Below are 16,765 nucleotides of genomic sequence, written 5' to 3' on the forward strand. Positions count from 1 at the left end.
ACGGGGCGGGAGGCGGACCGGTGAACGGCCTCGTGGACCACCGCGGGCCGGCGGTCGCCCTGTTCGCGGCCGTCGTCCTGGTCACCCTGGCGATCACCTTCTGGGCCGGGCGCCGCGGCCAGGCCGCCGAGGACTTCTACGCCGGCGGCCGCGACTTCAGCCCGCTGCAGAACGGCCTCGCCCTCTCCGGCGACTACCTCTCCGCCGCCTCCTTCCTCGGGGTGACCGGCCTGATCGCCCTGTACGGCTACGACGGCGTGCTGTACAGCATCGGCTTCCTGGTGGCCTGGCTGGTGGTGCTGATGCTGGTCGCCGAACTGGTCCGCAACACCGGGCGGTACACCCTGGCCGACGTGCTGGCGCTGCGGATGCGGCAGCGCCCGGTCCGGGCGGCGGCGGGCACGGCCAGCCTGGTGGTCACCCTGCTCTACCTGGTCGCGCAGATGGTCGGCGCGGGCAGCCTGGTCGCGCTGCTGCTCGGCGCCGGCGGGGGCGCGGCCAAGGGCTGGACGATCGTGGCGGTCGGCGGGCTGATGATCGTCTACGTCACGGTCGGCGGGATGCGGGCCACCACCTGGATCCAGATCGTCAAGGCCCTGCTGCTGCTGGTCGGCGCGGTCCTGCTGGCCGCGGCGGTGCTGCTCCGGTTCCACGGCGACCCGGGCGCGCTGATGCGGGCCGCGGCCGACCACAGCGGCGCCGGCCGGGCCTACCTGGAGCCCGGGCTGCGGTACGGCTCCGGGGCGCTCAGCCGGCTGGACTTCGTCAGCCTGGGCCTCGCCCTGGTGCTGGGTACGGCCGGGCTGCCACACATCCTGAGCCGGTTCTACACGGTGCCCACCGCGCGGGCCGCCCGCCGCTCCACGGTCTGGGCGATCGCCCTGGTGGGCGGCTTCTACCTGACCGCGATCGTCCTGGGCCTGGGCGCCGGCGCCCTGGTCGGGGCCGGGCCCGTCCGGGCCGCCAACCCCGCGGGCAACACGGCCGTCCCGCTGCTCGCCCTGCACCTCGGCGGGGGTGCGGGCTCGACCGGGGGCGTGGTGCTGTTCGCGCTGATCTCGGCGATCGCCTTCGCCACCATCCTGGCCGTGGTTGCCGGGCTGACCCTGGCCTCCTCGGCCGCCTTCGCGCACGACCTGTACGCGCGGGCCTGGCGCGGCCCGGACGAGCGCGAGGTGAGCGAGCGTCAGGAGGTGGTGGCGGCCCGGCTGGCGGCGGTCGGGACGGGGGCGCTGGCGATCGTGCTGAGCCTGTTCGCCCAGCGGCTGAACGTGGCCTTCCTGGTGGGCCTGGCCTTCGCGGTGGCCGCCTCGGCGAACCTGCCGACGCTGCTGTACAGCCTGTTCTGGCGGCGTTTCACCACTCGCGGCGCGGTCTGGGCGGTGTACGGCGGCCTGGTGCCGGCGGTGCTGCTGGTGGTGTTCTCGCCGGTGGTGTCGGGGACGCCGACCTCGGTGCTGCCCGGGGTGGACTTCCGGCTGTTCCCGCTGGAGAACCCGGGGCTGGTCTCCATCCCGCTGGGATTCCTGGCGGGGTGGCTCGGCACGGTCACCTCGCGGGAGGACGCGGACGGGGACAAGTACGCGGAGCTGGAAGTCCGTTCGCTGACGGGGGCCGGGGCGGTGTGACGCCGGTCCACCCCGGCGGACCGGGTCCGCCGGAGTGGGGTGAGGGGCGCGGGGGACCAGCGCGCGCGGCGGGAGGCCGCGGCGTCGAGTCCTCCCCGATCCGCGCGGTTCCCCGCGCCCCCGGGTTCACCGGTCACGCCGGTGGCACCCGGTGTCGGTGGCGTCCGTCGTGACCTGCGGCGGGGCTAGTTGGTACAGGTGGTCGGGTGCGGCTCGGCGCTGTCGGCGGGTCCGCCGGTGGCGCAGACGATGGTGCGGTACTCGGTGATCACCGCCGGGGTGTTGACCCGGACCGAGCCCTGCTGGACACGGGTCGTGGTCGCGACCGTCTCCCACGGGCTGCCCCAGGCACGCTGGATCTTCACCTCGACCCGCAGGACGGTCAGCTGCCGCTGGTCCGCCGCCTCGATACGGCCGGCGCCGACGACGCCGAAGCCGCCGGGCTGCTGCCAGGCGCACGGACGGTTCACCACCGTCTGGCATCCTGCGTCCGGAGCCGCTGCCGCCGGAGCGGCCACCGCCCCGAGCACCCCTGCCGCCACTCCTACCAGACCTGCGATACGCGAGATCATGGCTGCTGTTCTCCTTTGAATCAGAGCCGAATTGGCCTTGCCCTCCCGACTATGTCATGAACGTGACAGCTCGGTCACTGTGGGTTGCATCACGTCTGACACTACGTCAGAAGACGTAACCGGTACGGTCGGACCCATGAACCGGACCGACCGCCTGTACGCGATCACCGAGGAACTGCGCGCCGCCTCGCCGCGTCCACTCAGCGTCCGCACCCTCGCCCGCCGGTTCGAGGTCAGCACCCGGACCGTCGAGCGCGACCTCGTTGCCCTGCAGGAGTCGGGCCTGCCGCTCCACGCCCGGCCCGGCCGCCGCGGCGGCTACGTCCTGGACCGCACCCGCACCCTGCCGCCGCTCGCCATCACCCCCGCCGAGGCCGTCGCCCTCGCCGCCGGCCTGCGCGCCCTGGCCGGCAGTCCGTTCGCCGAGGCCGCTCGCAGCGCCCTGCAGAAGGTCCGCGCCGTGATGCCCGCGGCCCAGCGCGCGGCCGCCGACGAGACCGCGTCAAGGGTCCGGCTGGTGGTAGCCGGCGCACATCCGGCCGCGGACACCGGTACGGCCACCGGCCCTGGGAGCGTCCCCCGAGCCGTCCAGGAGGCGCTGGCCGAACGCCGGGTCCTGGCCCTGCACTACCGCGACCGCAACGGCGGCCTCACCGAGCGGCAGGTGGAACCGCTCGGCTTCCTCGGCGAGCGCCACTGGTACCTGATCGGCTGGTGCCGGCTGCGCTCCGCCGTCCGCGGCTTCCGGCTGGACCGGATCCGCGAGGTCCGCGCCCTCGACGAGCGGGCCCCGGACCGGGGCGTGGACCTCGCCGAACTGGACGCGCTGGGGCGGGAACTGGTCGGCCTCGACGCCACGGGGGTGACGGCGTGACGGCGCGTCGGCGACGGGCGATGTGACGGCCATCACCGACAGGGGGCTGTCGCGGACCGGCCGGAGGATGGAGGCCTCCGAACGAGAGGACCCCGCCATGACCGCGAGCCCGACGAACCCGATGGCCGTGACGACCGCGTGGGAGGCCTGGACCGCGCTGTGGAACGGCGAACTCCAGCTCGCCGCCGACCTGGTGACCGAGGACTGCACCGTCCGGTTCGGCGCGGCCGTCCCCGGCGGCGACGGCCTGCGCGGACCGGCGGAACTCGCCCGGTTCATCGCCGACTTCCGCGCCCTGCGCCCCGGGCTGCGCTACCGCCTGGACGGGCCGGCGATCACCGACGGCACCGAGGCCGCGATCCGCTGGTCCGCCCGGAGCGGCACCGGAACGCCGAAGAGCGGCATCGACGTCCTGCGGCTCACCCCGGACGGCCGGATCGCCGAGGTCTGGTCGGTCACCGGCGAGCGCACCTTCCCGACCGGCTGAGACCGACCGGTCCAAGCCCGCGGCCGGGCACCCGCCGGGCCGGGTCAGCCGCGGGGCGCGAGGACGTAGCGGTGCTCCGGGCGGCCGGTGTCGCCGTACCGGAGGGTCAGCCGCAGCCGGCGGTCCTGCTCCAGCTGCTTCAGGTACCGCTGCGCGGTGGAGCGGGACAGGCCGGTGAGGTCCGCCACCTCCTGGGCGGACAGCGGCCGGCCCGCCTCGCGCAGCGCGCCCAGCACCAGGCCGGTGGTCGGTGCCGAGTGCCCCTTGGGCAGGGCGGCGGCCGGGGAGGCGGTGTGCCGCATGGCCGCGAACATCCGGTCCACCTCGTCCTGGCCGGCCTCCCGCGCGGACGCCCCCGCCAGGGTGTGCCGCAGCTCGGCGTACGCGACCAGCCGCTCCCGCAGCCCGGTGAAGGTGAACGGCTTCACCAGGTACTGCAGGGCGCCGTGCTGCATCGCCGCGTGCACGGTGGACACGTCCCGAGCGGCGGTCACCATCATCACGTCCCCGGGGATGCCGCCCTGTCGCATCCGGCGGACCAGGGCGAGCCCGGTCTCGTCCGGCAGGTGGTGGTCCAGCAGCACCAGGTCCACCGGGCGCCGCTCCAGCGCGGCCAGCGCCTGGGCGGCGCTGTGCGCCCGGCCGGCCACCCGGAACCCGGGCACCCTGGCGACGTACGCGGAGTGCACCTCCGCCACGCGGAAGTCGTCGTCCACCACCAGCACGTCGATCATCGGGCCTCCAGGGGAGCGGTGAGGTGCAGGGCCTCGGGGAGCAGCACCCGGAACCGGGCGCCGCCGAGCGGGGAGTCGTCGCTCTCGATCCGGCCGCCGGCCCGCTCGACCAGCCGGCGGACCATGGCCAGGCCGAGGCCGCGCGGGCGGTGCGCGGGGGCCTGTTTGCTGGTCCAGCCCTCCTCGAAGACCAGCTCGCGCAGGTCGGACGGGATACCGGGTCCGCTGTCGGCGACCTCGACCAGGAGGGCGGGCCCGTCGGCGCGGAGGGCGACCTCGACCGTGGGGACGGCGCCGCGCGGTGTCGAAGCCGGGCCGGCCGGGGCGAGGGCCGACTGCGCGGCGTCCAGGGCGTTGTCGACCAGGTTGCCGATCACGGTGACCAGGGCGCGGGCGTCCACGGCGGCGTCCGGCAGGTGGCTGCCCGGGGAGATCAGCAGCCGGACGCCGCGCTCCTGGGCGACCGCCGCCTTGCCGGCCAGCAGCGCCGCCACGTGCGGGTCCTGGACCCGCTCGGCGATGCCCGCGGCCACCGCCGCGTGCGAGCCGGACTGCTCGGAGATGAACTCCGCGGCCTCCTCGTGCCGGCCCAGCTCCAGCAGGCCGAGCAGGGTGTGCATCCGGTTGGCGTGCTCGTGGTCCTGGGCCCGCAGCGCCTCGGTGAGGCTGCGGGTGTTGTCCAGCTCCCGGACCAGGGACTCCAGCTCGGTGCGGTCGCGCAGGGTGGTGACCGCGCCGCCGTCGGCGGTGGCCATCCGGTTCACCACCAGCACCCGGTCGTCCCGGACGGCGGGCAGGTCCGCGCCGGCGATCCGGCCGGCCAGGACGTCGGCCAGCCGCCCGGGCGGCAGCACCTCGTCCACGGTCCGGCCCGTGACGCCCTCGGGCAGGCCCAGCAGCCGCACGGCCTCGTCGTTGGCCAGCCGGATCCGGCCCCGCCGGTCCAGCGCCACCACACCCTCGCGGATGCCGTGCAGCATCGCCTCCCGCTCGACGAGCAGCGCCGAGATGTCCGCCAGCGCGATGTTGTGGGTGCGGTGCTTCAGCCGGCGGGCCAGCAGCAGCGTGGCCGCCAGCCCGGCCGCCAGGCCCACCCCCGCGCAGAGCAGGATCCCCGCGGCCATCGAGGCCAGCCGGCGGCGGATCGAACCGTCGCTGATCCCGACCGACACCTCGCCGACGATCCGCCCGTCCGCCAGCCGCAGCGGCACCTTGCCACGGGCCGTCCGGCCGAGCGTGCCCTGCTGGATCGCCGTCACGCTCTCCCCGCGCAGCGCCGGCTGCGGATCGGTGGACACCGGCAGGCCGATCCGCGCCGGATCGGTGTGCGAGAGTCGGATGCCGCCGGTGTCGGTGACCACCACGAAGCTCGCGCCGGTCGCCAGCCGCACCTGCTCCGCGTGGTGCTGCACCACCGCCGAGTCCCGCGCGGCCGCGGCCGCCGCCACCACCTCGTCCTGCGCCGTGACCTGCGCGATCGACAGCGCCCGCTGCATCGCGTCGCGGTCCAGCTCCCGGCTGACCGGGGCCAGGAACAGCCCGGCCGTCACCGCCGTCACCCCCACCGTGACCACCGTCTGGCTCAGCAGCAGCTGGGCGAAGACCCGGCGGGGCCAGTGCGGTCGCCTCATCGCGGGTCTCCTTCCACGAGGGCGGCTGGGGGCGGGACCGGCCACCTTATGTTTCCCCGGTGTTTCTGTCAGCCCCCGCCCGCTGTTGTAGCGGAAGCAAAACGAGCAGAACAGCCCTCAACGCCCGAAACCCGCGATACGCCCGCAAGGCTCCCGCGCCGCCCGGCCGCGCTCCTAACCTCCCGGTCACAGCACCGACCCCTGGAGGTCACCATGAACGCAGCCCCGGCGATCGAGCTGGCCGGCGCGACCAAACGCTTCCGGACCCCGTCCGGCTCCCTGCACACCGCCGTCCACGACCTGAACCTCACCGTCGCCCCCGGCGAGTTCGTCGCGGTGGTCGGGCCCACCGGCTGCGGCAAGTCCACCACCCTGACCCTGGTCAGCGGCCTGGAGGAGCCCACCGAGGGCGAGGTGCGGGTGCACGGTGAGCCGGTGGAGGGCATCGACCCGCGGGTCGGCTTCGTCTTCCAGCAGGACGCCGTCTTCCCGTGGCGCACCGTGCTGTCCAACGTGATGGCTGGCCCCCGGTTCCGCGGCGTCCCGGCCGGCGAGGCCCGCGACCGCGCCCGCGACTGGCTGGCCCGGGTGGGCCTGGCCGCCTTCGAGGACCGCTACCCGCACCAGCTGTCCGGCGGCATGCGCAAGCGCGTCGCCCTCGCCCAGACCTTCGTCAACGACCCCCGGATCCTGCTGATGGACGAGCCGTTCTCGGCCCTGGACGTGCAGACCCGGGCCCTGATGTCCGACCAGCTGCTGGACCTGTGGGCCGGCACCGGCTCCTCGGTGGTCTTCGTCACCCACGACCTGGACGAGGCCATCGCCCTCGCCGACCGGGTCGTGGTGATGACCGCAGGACCCGCCACGGTCAAGGAGGTCTTCACCGTCGACCTGCCCCGCCCCCGCACCGTCGAGGCCGTCCGCCTGGAGCCCCGGTTCGTCGAGCTGTACCGCGAGATCTGGGCCTCGCTCGGCGAAGAGGTACGCATCACCCGTGAGAGAGGAGCGGGTCGTGCCGCTTGAGTCCGCCGTCGCCGCCCCCGCCCCCGCGCCCGCCGCGACCGCCCGCACCGAGGTCCGCCGGCGCGCCGCCCGCAAGCGCCGCCTCGGCGTGGCCGCCGCCCGCGCCGCCGTCCTGATCGGCTTCCTCGGCCTGTGGGAGCTGGCCGCCCGCGAGGAGCTCATCGACCCGTTCAACTTCTCCCAGCCGTCCCGGATCTGGGACCAGATCTGGCAGTGGACCACCCACGGCACCGCCCAGGGCTCCCTCGGCGAACAGATCGGCTACACCCTGTACGAGGCCCTCACCGGCTGGGTCGTGGGCGTCATCGGCGGCGTCCTGCTCGGCATCGCGCTCGGCCGGATCCGCTTCCTCGCCGACGTCCTCGGCCCCTACATCAAGGTCCTCAACGCGATCCCCCGGATCGTCCTCGCACCGATCTTCCTGATCTGGTTCGGCCTCGGCCCGGCCTCCAAGGTCGCCTCCGCCGTCGTCCTGGTCTTCTTCCCGGTCTTCTTCAACGCCTTCCAGGGCGCCCGCGAGGTCGACCGCAACCTGGTCGCCAACGCCCGCATCCTGGGCGCCGACAACCGCAGGGTCACCCTCCAGGTGGTCATCCCCGCCGCCACCACCTGGATCTTCACCAGCCTGCACGTCAGCTTCGGCTTCGCCCTGATCGGCGCCATCGTCGGCGAGTACATCGGCGCCACCAAGGGCCTGGGCCTGCTCGTCGCCGCCGCCCAGGGCACTTTCAACGCCGCCGGCGTGTACGCCGCCATGACCATCCTCGCCGTGGTCGCCCTGCTCACCGAGGGGCTGCTCACCTTCGCCGAGAAGCGGCTCTTCCGCTGGAAGCCCGCCGACGCCGGCGACGGCCGCTGAGCACCGGCCGTCCCCCCACACGCCGTCCCCCCACACGCCGTCCCCCACGCGCCGTCCCCCACGCGCCGTCCCCCCACCCCCGTTCCGCTCCCCCCTGTTCCGCCTCCCGAGAGGTCGCACCCCCATGCGCAGAACCCTCGCCGCCGCCCTCGCCGCCGCGCTGCTCCTCCCGCTCACCGCCTGTGCCAACGACGCCGCCAGCTTGTCGCACAACGGGGCCGCCCCCGCAGGCCCCGTCGTCGACGGACCCAAGGTCAAGATCATGGTCGGCGGCCTGGACAAGGTCATCTACCTGCCCGCGATGCTCACCCAGCGGCTCGGCTACTTCGCCGAGGCCGGCGTCAACGTCGAGCTGATGAGCGAGCCCGCCGGCGTCAACGCCACCACCGCGCTGCTCGCCGGCGACGTCCAGGGCGCCGTCGGCTTCTACGACCACACCATCGACCTGCAGGCCAAGGGCAAGAGCGTGGAGTCGGTGGTCCAGTTCTCGCAGGCCCCCGGCGAGGTGGAGGTGGTCTCCGCCAAGCAGGCCGACGCCATCAGGAGCGGCGCCGACTTCAAGGGCAGGAAGCTCGGCGTCACCAGCATCGGCTCCTCCACCGACTTCCTCACCAAGTACCTGGCCGTCAAGAACGGCGTCCAGGTCAGCGAGTTCAGCCCGATCGCGGTCGGCGCCGGACAGACCTTCATCGCCGCCATGCAGCAGGGCTCCATCGACGCCGGCATGACCACCGACCCGACGGTCGCCACCATCCTGTCCAAGAACCTCGGCACCGTGCTCTACGACATGCGCACCCCCGAGGGCTCCAAGGCCGCGCTCGGCGGCCTCTACCCCTCCTCCTCGCTCTACATGAACACCCAGTGGGTGGACCAGAACAAGGACACCGTCCAGAAGCTGGCCAACGCCTTCGTGAAGACCCTCAGGTGGATGAGCACCCACAGCCCGGAGGAGATCGCCGCGAAGATGCCCGCCGACTACGCCCAGGGCGGCGCCGAGCAGTACGCGGCCGCGATCAAGGCCACCCTGCCGATGTTCACCACCGACGGCGTGATGCCCGCCGAGGGACCGAAGACCGTCCTCGCCGTCCTCGCCGCCTTCCACCCCGACGTCAAGGGCAAGGAGGGCAGCATCGACCTGGCGAAGACCTACACCACCGAGTTCGTCGGCAAGGCCGCCGGCTGACCCGTACCCCGCGGTCCCGCGCCGCCGCCCCGGACAGCCGGCGGCGCGGGACCGCGGACGATCCGGTCGGCCCCGCAGACTCCCTACAGCTCCTCGACGGCCACGACGTCCATCCGCGACGGCGTGGCCGGCGCCTTCCCGCAACTCTCGGCCCGCGGCGGCTCGCTGGCCCCCTCCGCCACCGTCACCCGCCAGCTCCGGCCGTCCGCCAGCGCCACCAGCACCGTCCATTGCCCCGGACCGTCCGCGTCCTGGCGGAGCGTCAACTCGTCCGCGCCGGTCACCCCGGTCAGCTCCCGGACCGCCTGCTCGGCCGCCTGACCCGGCCGGTCCCAGTACGAGCGCCCGCGCGACCACTCCGGCACCGTGTGCCCGGCCGCGGTCGACGCCAGCACGTCCTTGGCGGTGGCACCGCTGAGCCGCCCGTACGCGTAGCCGTACGGCAGCACCAGCATGGTGGGGGAGAAGCGGTGGCCGCCGAGGTGGGTCACCTCCCACACCTCGCTGTGCGCCGCCGAGACCAGCTCCGCCGCGAGCGGCCGGCCGAGCAGCGCACAGCAGCGGTCCCGGCGGCCGTTGGTGCACACCAGGGCGATCGGCCCACCGGAGTGCTCGAACCCCCAGCCGCCGTGCTCACCCGCGCCCAGCGCGGCGAAGTCCAGCCCCAGCAGCTCGCCCGCGTCGGCCACCGCCGCCCGCCGCACCCAGGACCGGCCCGGCGCCGTGTGCGCCACGATCACCTCGTGCCGGGCCCCCGGCAGACAGTCGGCGTGCCGCCCCGGACGCCGGACCAGCGCGACCCGCACCCCCGTCCCCGCGGCGGCCCCCTCCAGCGCCCGGCCGAGCTCCGGGTCCAGGTGGCTCTCGGTGAGCGCCCTGGCCCCCCACGGCCCGGTCTGCTCCACCAGCAGCCAGGTCGCCGCCGTCGCCGCGGTGGCGGCCAGCGGTTCGGTCAGTTCGCGGGAGAGGGTCGCGCAAGTGCTCACTCAGGCAAGCCTACCCTCGGCACCCGAACGGACCCACGGCGACGGCCCCACCGCCGTGTCCTCCCCTGCCGGCCCCTCAGCTCCACTTCTTCGAACGCTCGCGGATGTCGAGCCAGGACGGCAGCGCCGGAACGGCCACCCCGCCGCGGTGCGCCGCCTCCAGCAGCAGCAGGTAACCGTGCGCCCGGTCCGCGACCCCGCTCACCCGCCACCCGCGGACACTCCGCAGCACCTGGCCCAGCAGCAGCGCACAGACCGCGCCCAGCACGCCCGCCGCGACGAACAGACCGCCCCGCCCCGCGGAGCCCCTCACCAGGGTCAGCGCCACCCCGGCCGCCGCACCCGTCCCGCACAGCGCGAGCGTGCACCACACCGCCCACACCCGGATCCGGCCCACCGCCCGCCTCTGCGCCGCCAGCAACTCACGCACCGACCGCTCGTCCAGGTAGTCCACACCCCGCTCGGCGCCCAACCGGAACGCCTCCCGGTGCACCTCGGGCCGCTGCGCGATCAGCTGCGCCGGCACCACCGGCAGCAGACCCGCGTCATCCGCCCGCTCCCCGGACACCCCGGCCCGCTCCCGGGCCCACCCGGCCGGCACCGCCACCGGCGCACCCGCGCCACGCGCCAGCTCCAGCAGCGCCGCGTACGCCGCGAACCGGGCCGCCGCCTCACGCTTGCGACCGCCCGACCGGCTCCCCAGCACCCAGACGAAGGACGCCCAACGGAACCGCCAGACAGGCGGCGCCGAACTGCGCCGCCACCTTCGCCTGAACCGGCGAGCCGAGATCGCCGCCGAGAACCAGCGCCGCCACCACGCCACCGATCACCAGCAGACCGCCGACCTCGTCATGCCAGCCCCCGGTGTCCCTCAGCCGCTCATGGTCGGCCACCACCCGGGCGGCCACCGCGTCGTCCAGCAGATCGACCCCGAACCGGGCCGATGCCGACGCCGCGGCCTCACGGACCCGCGGCACCGACGCCAGGGCGGCGCCGGTGACGGGAAGGACGGTCGGGTGGTTCATCAGTTCTCCTCGTGAGCACAGCGGACGGCACGCCCCGGCCGGGACCGCCCCCGGCAGTCCGCCGGAACCGGCCGGCGGCGTGACGGCCCCCTGCCGGACGCGATCATGATCCCGATGGTTCCGATTCCGGACCGAACCGACCGCCGGCCGGTAACAGATCGGAAACCCGTTCGAGCACAGCGTTATGCTGGCGCCCGAAATTGACCTGAAACTGACTGTTCGACGGGGGAGCCATGGGGTCGTTCTTCAAGGTCGAGATCGGTGATCTCGACAAGCTGCTCGCGGATCTGCACCGCAGCCAGGACGAACTGCGAACCGCACTCAACGCCATGCGCGACACCGGTCCGAAGACGACCGGCAGCACGGCCCTGGACCACGCCTGCGACGAGTTCCACGACAGCTGGGACGACGCGATCAAGAAGATCGCCGACGGCACACAGCAGGTCGAGGAGGGCCTCACCATCACCAAGAAGTCCTACCAGGAGACCGAACAGGCCCTGCGTGACGCGTTCGCCGGAGGCCAGGCGTGAGCGACAAGGCCGACTTCCCCGCCCTCGGATTCGACCCCGCCCCGGGCAACCCCGGCAACGTCGACGCCCTCGTCGGCCGGCTCAACACGGCGGCCGGCGCGCTGGAGAGCGCCTCCAACACGCTCTCCTCCCTCACCCGCGCCGGCGGCGCCTGGCAGGGCGACACCGCCGAGGCCTTCGCCAACAAGGTCACCGAACTGCCGAAGATGCTCCGGGACAGCGACGACGCCGTCCGCGAAGCCGCCCGGCAGCTCGACTCCTGGAAGAGCCAGCTCACCTCCTTCCAGGAGGTCGCCCGCCGCTACGAGGCCGAGGCCCAGGCCGCCAAGCAGCGCTGCGAGCAGTGCGAGACGGCCAAGGACCAGGCCAAGAGCCGCTACAACTCCGCCGCCGACAACCCGGCCTTCCGCCTCGCCGGCCAGTTCTACACCGACGACGCCGCGCTCAAGAACGCCCAGGCCCAGATCGACGGCGCCCAGCGCGACCTGAACCGCGCGGGCGAGGAACTCGACGACGCCAAGCGCGCCCTGGAGGACGCCGAGGACGCCTTCGAAGCCATCAAGAAGCGCGCCAAGGAACTCAAGGAAGACCACGGGGACGCCGCCGAGAAGGTCGCCAAGGCACTCCGCAAAGCCAACCAGAACGCCCCCGAGACCAGCCTCTGGGACAAGTTCAAGGACAGCATGAAGCGGGCCGGCCACGCCATCAAGGAGTGGGCCACCAAGCACGCCGACCTCCTCAAGAAGATCGGCGACTGGATGTCGATCGCCTCCACGGTGCTCGGTGTCGCCGCCCTGTGCACGGCCTGGTTCCCCCCGCTAGCCGGCGCACTCGCCCTGGCCGGCGGCGTACTCTCGGCCGGCGCCCTGGCTACCCACGGCCTCGCGAAACTCGGCGGAGCGAACGTCAGCGCCATGGACCTGATCGGCGACGGCCTCGGCATCCTCCCGGCCGGCAAGTTCTTCGGCACCGCCGCCAAGGGCGCCGTCAAGGTCAGCACCAAGCTCGTCCCCAAGGTCGTCAACGGCGCCCGGTCCACCACCGAGTTCGTGCGGGAGGTCGGAAAGGCGAAGATCGTGAGCCAGATCGGCGAGGCAACCCGCGGCACCGCCTCACAGGTCACCCGCTTCGCTGATCGCGGCACCGACCTCGTCACCGAGTTCAAGGCCCTGCCGGGCTTCGGCAACCGCATGAAGCTGGCCTGGGAGACGCACCTGGCCCACACCGCGGGCGAGACCATGATGGAGGGCATGAAGACCAGCAGGCTCGCACAGCTGCCGGTCTTGAGGGAGTTCGACTCCCTCAAGGCCGCGGTCCGGGTGGACGGCTCGCTCGACCCGATGTCCTGGTGGTCCCGCGGACCGCTGGCCGCCGCCGAGGTGCCGGGCATCGTCACCGACATCTACGCCGCCGTGAAGGGGGACTAGGTGTACGGACAGCACACCACACCGACCGGAACGCCCCTCACCCCTTCCGCCGGACCACGGTCGAAGACCGGACTGATCATCTGGTTCGTCCTCCAATGGATCTGGGTGCCGCTCAGCTTCCTCGGACGGCTCGTCATCCTTCCCTTCATCACCGCCTCCGACCTCCTGACCGACGGAAGGTTCGACGCCGAGGTGCTCCGGGTGCTCTTCCGCCCCGTGACCCGCTGGGTCGGCCCGGCCCGGTTCGCGCGCGAATGGGGCACCGACCCCCGGCGATGGGACGCGCACATGAACCGGCTGTGCGACGTGGCCCTCAAGGCGTACCAGGAGCAGCGCCAAGGCGCCGGCAGCTTCCACGGCTGGACCTACCTGCGCTACGGATCCGAAGGGAACGCCCTGCTGATCTCACCCAAGGACTACCGGGGCCTGCCCCCCGAGCGGATCCACGCGATCGCCTCCTCGCGCGGCCTGGTGGCCCGCTCCGGAGGACCGTTCGGCATCACCCTGGTACCCGCCACCGGATGGCGATCCAACCTGCTGTGAACGAGGAGACACCCATGACGGCCGACCAGGGCCCCCACACGGCCGCGAGCCAGCCCGAGATCGGCTTCGACTTCGACGTCCCGGTCGACTTCCACGACCTCGGCATGCACCTCACCGACGAGGAACGCTGGGCCCACCTCGAAGAGGTGGCCTCGGAGATCTGGTCCGGCGGCACCGATTACCAACGCCAAGGCGTCCAGCAGCTGTACGCCGACGTGGCCGCTGCCGCCGCCGGGGACGGCGCGAGCTACGCGGGCATCTGCATGTTCGCCACCGAGGACGACCGGGTCAGCACCGCCTCGCTGATCATCCGCAGCGACACCATCGACTCCGGCGACCTCGAGACCATCACCGGCACCCTCCAGGAATCGCTGTCACTCAACCCCTCGGTGGACGTCTACCGCACCGAGGTCGAGGTCGGTCCCGCACTCGTCCAGTTCATGGCCATCGAGTGGACACCACCCGCCCCGTCGGCGGACGCACCACGACCCGCGGCAATCCCCCTGGTCAACGTGGACGTGTACATCCCGCTGCCCAAGACCCGGTCCCTGCTGGTGATGTCGCTGACCACCCCGTCGCTGCCCGACCTCCCGCACTACGTCGCGCTGATGTCGGAGCTCGCGGAAACCGTCCGCGTCCACGACGACCAGCCGACGGTGCCCGAGCAGCGCGGCGAGAGCGCCGCCCGCATCGAGGCCGCCTTCGGCTGACAGGGAACGGCTCCGCAGCCGTCGCGGTCCCCGCCGACCGCCCGACCACCACGAAGGGGTGCCCGCCGAACAGCGGGCACCCCTCTCACACCGGCCGACCGCTACGCGCGGCCACCCACCGCCGCCACCGGCTTCGCCACCGGCGACCCCGAACCGTCGCGGCGCGGGTCACGCTCCGGCAGCGCCACCGGCGAACCGTCCGCCGCCGCGGCCAGCGCCGGCACCGGACCGGCCCAGGCGAACACCAGACCGTCCTCCCCGCGCAGGAAGCGCTGGCACCGCACCCCACCCGTCGCCCGGCCCTTCCGCGGATACTGCTCGAACGGCGTCACCTTCCACGTCGTCTGCACCCCACCCGCCAACGTCCCCGAAGCACCGGCCACCGACAGCACCACCGCATCCGCCGCCGGATCCACCGCCGTGAACGACAACACCCGCTGCCCGTCCGCCAGCTTGATCCCCGCCATACCACCGGCCGGCCGACCCTGCGGCCGCACCTGACCCGCCGGATACCGCAGCAACTGCGCATCCGAGGCGACGAACACCAGATCCTCCTCGCCGGTACGCAACTCCACCGCACCGACCACCCGATCGCCCTCCCTGAGCGCGATCACCTCGAACTCGTCCTTGTTCGCCGGCCACTCCGGCACCACACGCTTCACCACACCCTGCAGCGTGCCCAACGCCAACCCCGGCGACGACTCGTCCAACGTCGTCAACGCCAACGCCGACTCCTCCGCCTCCAGACGCAGGAACTCGCCCACCGCGGCCCCACCCGCCAACGCCGCCGACCCCTCCGGCACCGCCGGAAGATCGATCACCGCCAGCCGCAACACCCGGCCCGCCGACGTCACCACACCCACGTCACCACGCGCCGTCGCCGGCACCGCCGACACGATCACATCGTGCTTCGCCCGGGCACCCTCGGTCTCCACCGGCTCCATCCCCGACGTCCGCGCCAGCAGACCCGTCGACGACAACAGCACCCGGCACGGATCGTCCGCCACCTCCAGCGGCACCGCCAGCGCCCCACTCGGCACCGCCCCCGCCTCCAGCAACACCGTCCGCCGCGCCGTCCCGAACTGCTTCGCCACCGCGCCCAACTCGCCCGACACCACGCTGCGCAGCTTCGCGTCGGACTCCAGGATCTCCGTCAGCTCCGCGATCTCCGAGATCAGCTTCGCCTTCTCCGCCTCCAGCTCCACCCGGTCGAACTTCGTCAACCGCCGCAGCGGCGTGTCCAGGATGTACGCCGTCTGCGTCTCCGACAGCCCGAACCGGGCCATCAGACGCTCCTTCGCCTGCGCCGCGTCCTCACTCGACCGGATGAGCGCGATCACCTCGTCGATGTCCACCAGGGCCACCAGCAGACCCTCGACCAGGTGCAGCCGGTCCTGCCGCTTCCGCCGCCGGAAGTCACTCCGCCGCTTCACCACCGTGAACCGGTGGTCGACGTAGACCTCCAACAGCTCCTTGAGCCCCAGCGTCAACGGCTGACCGTCCACCAGCGCCACGTTGTTGATGCCGAAGGTCTCCTCCATCGGCGTCAACTTGTACAACTGCTCCAGAACGGCCTCCGGAACGAAGCCGTTCTTCACCTCGATCACCAGCCGCAGACCGTTCTCACGGTCCGTCAGATCCTTGACGTCCGCGATCCCCTGCAGCTTCTTCGCGTTGACCAGATCCTTGATCTTCGCGATCACCTTCTCGGGACCCACCGCGTACGGCAGCTCCGTCACCACGATGCCCTTGCGCCGCGCCGTCACGTCCTGCACCGACGCCGTCGCCCGGATCTTGAACGTCCCCCGGCCCGACTCGTACGCGTCCCGGATCCCCGACAGCCCCACGATCCGGCCACCCGTCGGCAGATCCGGACCCGGAACGAACCGCATCAGCGTGTCCAGATCCGCAGCCGGGTGCTTGATCAGGTGCCGCGCCGCCGCCACCACCTCCGACAGGTTGTGCGGCGGCATGTTCGTCGCCATACCCACCGCGATACCCGTCGCACCGTTCACCAGCAGATTCGGGAACGCCGACGGCAGGACCAACGGCTCCTGCTCACTACCGTCGTAGTTCGGCCCGAAGTCGACCGTGTCCTCGTGGATCGACTCCACCAGCGACATCGACGCCGCCGTCAGCCGCGACTCCGTGTACCGCATCGCCGCCGGCGGATCGTCGTTCCCCAGCGAACCGAAGTTCCCGTGCCCGTCGATCAACGGCAACCGCATCGAGAACGGCTGCGCCATCCGCACCACCGCGTCGTAGATCGACGCGTCACCGTGCGGATGCAACCGGCCCATCACCTCGCCGACCAGCCGCGCACACTTCACGTGCCCGCGCTCCGGCCGCAGACCCATCTCGTTCGCCTGGTACAGGATCCGCCGGTGCACCGGCTTCAGACCGTCCCGCGCATCCGGCAGCGCACGCGAATAGATCACCGAGTACGCGTACTCGAGGAACGAGCCCTGCATCTCGTCCACGACATCGACGTCGAGGATCCGCTCCTCGAAGTCACCGGGCGGCGGAGTGGGCGAACTGCGGCGGGCCATCGCG

The 16,765-nt window shown here is 72.9% G+C and carries 17 protein-coding genes; 10 read left to right on the forward strand and 7 right to left on the reverse strand.

What is annotated here, in order from left to right; translation table 11 throughout:
• Nucleotides 1-20: 20 nt before the first annotated feature.
• A complete protein-coding gene (locus ABWK59_RS23475; RefSeq protein ID WP_354642574.1) occupies nucleotides 21-1,628 on the forward strand; it encodes a cation acetate symporter in 1,608 nt (535 codons plus the stop codon).
• A 185-nt stretch (nucleotides 1,629-1,813) separates the two neighbouring features.
• Here the strand turns inward: ABWK59_RS23475 and ABWK59_RS23480 are convergent, their stop codons facing one another.
• Entirely contained in the window at nucleotides 1,814-2,101 is a 288-nt protein-coding gene (locus ABWK59_RS23480; protein WP_354642575.1) for a hypothetical protein, read from the reverse strand.
• A 235-nt stretch (nucleotides 2,102-2,336) separates the two neighbouring features.
• On the opposite strand from ABWK59_RS23480, the gene ABWK59_RS23485 reads away from it, so the two are divergent.
• Together ABWK59_RS23485 and ABWK59_RS23490 are read left to right on the forward strand one after the other, a co-directional pair.
• Nucleotides 2,337-3,074: a helix-turn-helix transcriptional regulator gene (locus tag ABWK59_RS23485; protein WP_354642576.1), complete on the forward strand. Its 738-nt coding sequence runs from the start codon at nucleotides 2,337-2,339 to the stop codon at nucleotides 3,072-3,074.
• Nucleotides 3,075-3,171: 97 nt separating this feature from the next.
• Nucleotides 3,172-3,561 carry a nuclear transport factor 2 family protein gene (locus ABWK59_RS23490; RefSeq protein ID WP_354642577.1) on the forward strand — a complete coding sequence of 130 codons (390 nt, stop codon included), beginning with the start codon at nucleotides 3,172-3,174 and terminating at the stop codon, nucleotides 3,559-3,561.
• A 44-nt stretch (nucleotides 3,562-3,605) separates the two neighbouring features.
• Here ABWK59_RS23490 and ABWK59_RS23495 read toward each other — a convergent pair whose 3' ends face one another.
• Both ABWK59_RS23495 and ABWK59_RS23500 read right to left on the reverse strand, forming a co-directional pair.
• A complete protein-coding gene (locus ABWK59_RS23495; protein WP_354642578.1) occupies nucleotides 3,606-4,295 on the reverse strand; it encodes a response regulator in 690 nt (229 codons plus the stop codon).
• Nucleotides 4,292-5,926 (reverse strand): sensor histidine kinase, encoded by a 1,635-nt coding sequence (locus tag ABWK59_RS23500; protein WP_354642579.1) that lies wholly within the window; start codon nucleotides 5,924-5,926, stop codon nucleotides 4,292-4,294. The genes ABWK59_RS23495 and ABWK59_RS23500 overlap by 4 nt, the downstream gene beginning before the upstream one ends.
• 213 nt (nucleotides 5,927-6,139) lie before the next feature.
• On the opposite strand from ABWK59_RS23500, the gene ABWK59_RS23505 reads away from it, so the two are divergent.
• The 3 genes from ABWK59_RS23505 (at nucleotide 6,140) to ABWK59_RS23515 (ending at nucleotide 8,991) form a co-directional block, all read left to right on the forward strand.
• The gene (locus ABWK59_RS23505; RefSeq protein ID WP_354642580.1) at nucleotides 6,140-6,949 is read left to right on the forward strand and encodes an ABC transporter ATP-binding protein; all 810 of its coding nucleotides are present in this window, start codon (nucleotides 6,140-6,142) and stop codon (nucleotides 6,947-6,949) included.
• Entirely contained in the window at nucleotides 6,939-7,808 is an 870-nt protein-coding gene (locus ABWK59_RS23510) for an ABC transporter permease (protein ID WP_354642581.1), read from the forward strand. Before ABWK59_RS23505 ends, ABWK59_RS23510 begins: the two co-directional genes overlap by 11 nt.
• Before the next feature lie 124 nt (nucleotides 7,809-7,932).
• Nucleotides 7,933-8,991 carry an ABC transporter substrate-binding protein gene (locus ABWK59_RS23515; RefSeq protein WP_354642582.1) on the forward strand — a complete coding sequence of 353 codons (1,059 nt, stop codon included), beginning with the start codon at nucleotides 7,933-7,935 and terminating at the stop codon, nucleotides 8,989-8,991.
• Between the two features lie 83 nt (nucleotides 8,992-9,074).
• Here the strand turns inward: ABWK59_RS23515 and ABWK59_RS23520 are convergent, their stop codons facing one another.
• The 3 genes from ABWK59_RS23520 to ABWK59_RS23530 all read right to left on the reverse strand — a co-directional run bounded on the left by ABWK59_RS23520 (nucleotide 9,075) and on the right by ABWK59_RS23530 (nucleotide 11,002).
• On the reverse strand, nucleotides 9,075-9,977 hold the full coding sequence (locus tag ABWK59_RS23520) for a sucrase ferredoxin (protein ID WP_354642583.1): 903 nt from the start codon (nucleotides 9,975-9,977) through the stop codon (nucleotides 9,075-9,077).
• A gap of 76 nt (nucleotides 9,978-10,053) precedes the next feature.
• On the reverse strand, nucleotides 10,054-10,683 hold the full coding sequence (locus ABWK59_RS23525) for a hypothetical protein (RefSeq protein ID WP_354642584.1): 630 nt from the start codon (nucleotides 10,681-10,683) through the stop codon (nucleotides 10,054-10,056).
• Nucleotides 10,649-11,002 (reverse strand): hypothetical protein, encoded by a 354-nt coding sequence (locus tag ABWK59_RS23530; RefSeq protein WP_354642585.1) that lies wholly within the window; start codon nucleotides 11,000-11,002, stop codon nucleotides 10,649-10,651. The genes ABWK59_RS23525 and ABWK59_RS23530 overlap by 35 nt, the downstream gene beginning before the upstream one ends.
• Before the next feature lie 233 nt (nucleotides 11,003-11,235).
• On the opposite strand from ABWK59_RS23530, the gene ABWK59_RS23535 reads away from it, so the two are divergent.
• From ABWK59_RS23535 to ABWK59_RS23550, 4 genes are read left to right on the forward strand one after another with little or no spacing between them, the layout of a single operon-like run.
• Nucleotides 11,236-11,532 carry a WXG100 family type VII secretion target gene (locus tag ABWK59_RS23535; protein ID WP_354642586.1) on the forward strand — a complete coding sequence of 99 codons (297 nt, stop codon included), beginning with the start codon at nucleotides 11,236-11,238 and terminating at the stop codon, nucleotides 11,530-11,532.
• Entirely contained in the window at nucleotides 11,529-12,959 is a 1,431-nt protein-coding gene (locus tag ABWK59_RS23540; RefSeq protein ID WP_354642587.1) for a putative T7SS-secreted protein, read from the forward strand. Before ABWK59_RS23535 ends, ABWK59_RS23540 begins: the two co-directional genes overlap by 4 nt.
• Nucleotides 12,960-13,502, forward strand: coding sequence for a hypothetical protein (locus tag ABWK59_RS23545; protein WP_354642588.1), 543 nt, complete (start codon nucleotides 12,960-12,962; stop codon nucleotides 13,500-13,502).
• 14 nt (nucleotides 13,503-13,516) lie between these two features.
• Nucleotides 13,517-14,212 (forward strand): hypothetical protein, encoded by a 696-nt coding sequence (locus ABWK59_RS23550; RefSeq protein WP_354642589.1) that lies wholly within the window; start codon nucleotides 13,517-13,519, stop codon nucleotides 14,210-14,212.
• A gap of 101 nt (nucleotides 14,213-14,313) precedes the next feature.
• Here ABWK59_RS23550 and ABWK59_RS23555 read toward each other — a convergent pair whose 3' ends face one another.
• Entirely contained in the window at nucleotides 14,314-16,761 is a 2,448-nt protein-coding gene (locus ABWK59_RS23555) for a DNA gyrase/topoisomerase IV subunit A (protein WP_354642590.1), read from the reverse strand.
• Nucleotides 16,762-16,765 lie beyond the last annotated feature (4 nt).

The sequence above is a fragment of the Kitasatospora sp. HUAS MG31 genome, from assembly GCF_040571325.1.
Classification (GTDB): Bacteria; Actinomycetota; Actinomycetes; order Streptomycetales; family Streptomycetaceae; genus Kitasatospora; species Kitasatospora camelliae.

What these genes read in the sequence shown, in the direction of transcription:
- ABWK59_RS23505 (WP_354642580.1), top strand. Translation starts at nt 6,140, where the DNA reads ATGAACGCAGCCCCGGCGATCGAGCTGGCCGGCGCGACCAAACGCTTC.
- ABWK59_RS23550 (WP_354642589.1), top strand. Translation starts at nt 13,517, where the DNA reads ATGACGGCCGACCAGGGCCCCCACACGGCCGCGAGCCAGCCCGAGATC.
- ABWK59_RS23495 (WP_354642578.1), bottom strand. Translation starts at nt 4,295, where the DNA reads ATGATCGACGTGCTGGTGGTGGACGACGACTTCCGCGTGGCGGAGGTG.
- ABWK59_RS23490 (WP_354642577.1), top strand. Translation starts at nt 3,172, where the DNA reads ATGACCGCGAGCCCGACGAACCCGATGGCCGTGACGACCGCGTGGGAG.
- ABWK59_RS23515 (WP_354642582.1), top strand. Translation starts at nt 7,933, where the DNA reads ATGCGCAGAACCCTCGCCGCCGCCCTCGCCGCCGCGCTGCTCCTCCCG.
- ABWK59_RS23485 (WP_354642576.1), top strand. Translation starts at nt 2,337, where the DNA reads ATGAACCGGACCGACCGCCTGTACGCGATCACCGAGGAACTGCGCGCC.
- ABWK59_RS23555 (WP_354642590.1), bottom strand. Translation starts at nt 16,761, where the DNA reads ATGGCCCGCCGCAGTTCGCCCACTCCGCCGCCCGGTGACTTCGAGGAG.
- ABWK59_RS23530 (WP_354642585.1), bottom strand. Translation starts at nt 11,002, where the DNA reads ATGAACCACCCGACCGTCCTTCCCGTCACCGGCGCCGCCCTGGCGTCG.
- ABWK59_RS23535 (WP_354642586.1), top strand. Translation starts at nt 11,236, where the DNA reads ATGGGGTCGTTCTTCAAGGTCGAGATCGGTGATCTCGACAAGCTGCTC.
- ABWK59_RS23500 (WP_354642579.1), bottom strand. Translation starts at nt 5,926, where the DNA reads ATGAGGCGACCGCACTGGCCCCGCCGGGTCTTCGCCCAGCTGCTGCTG.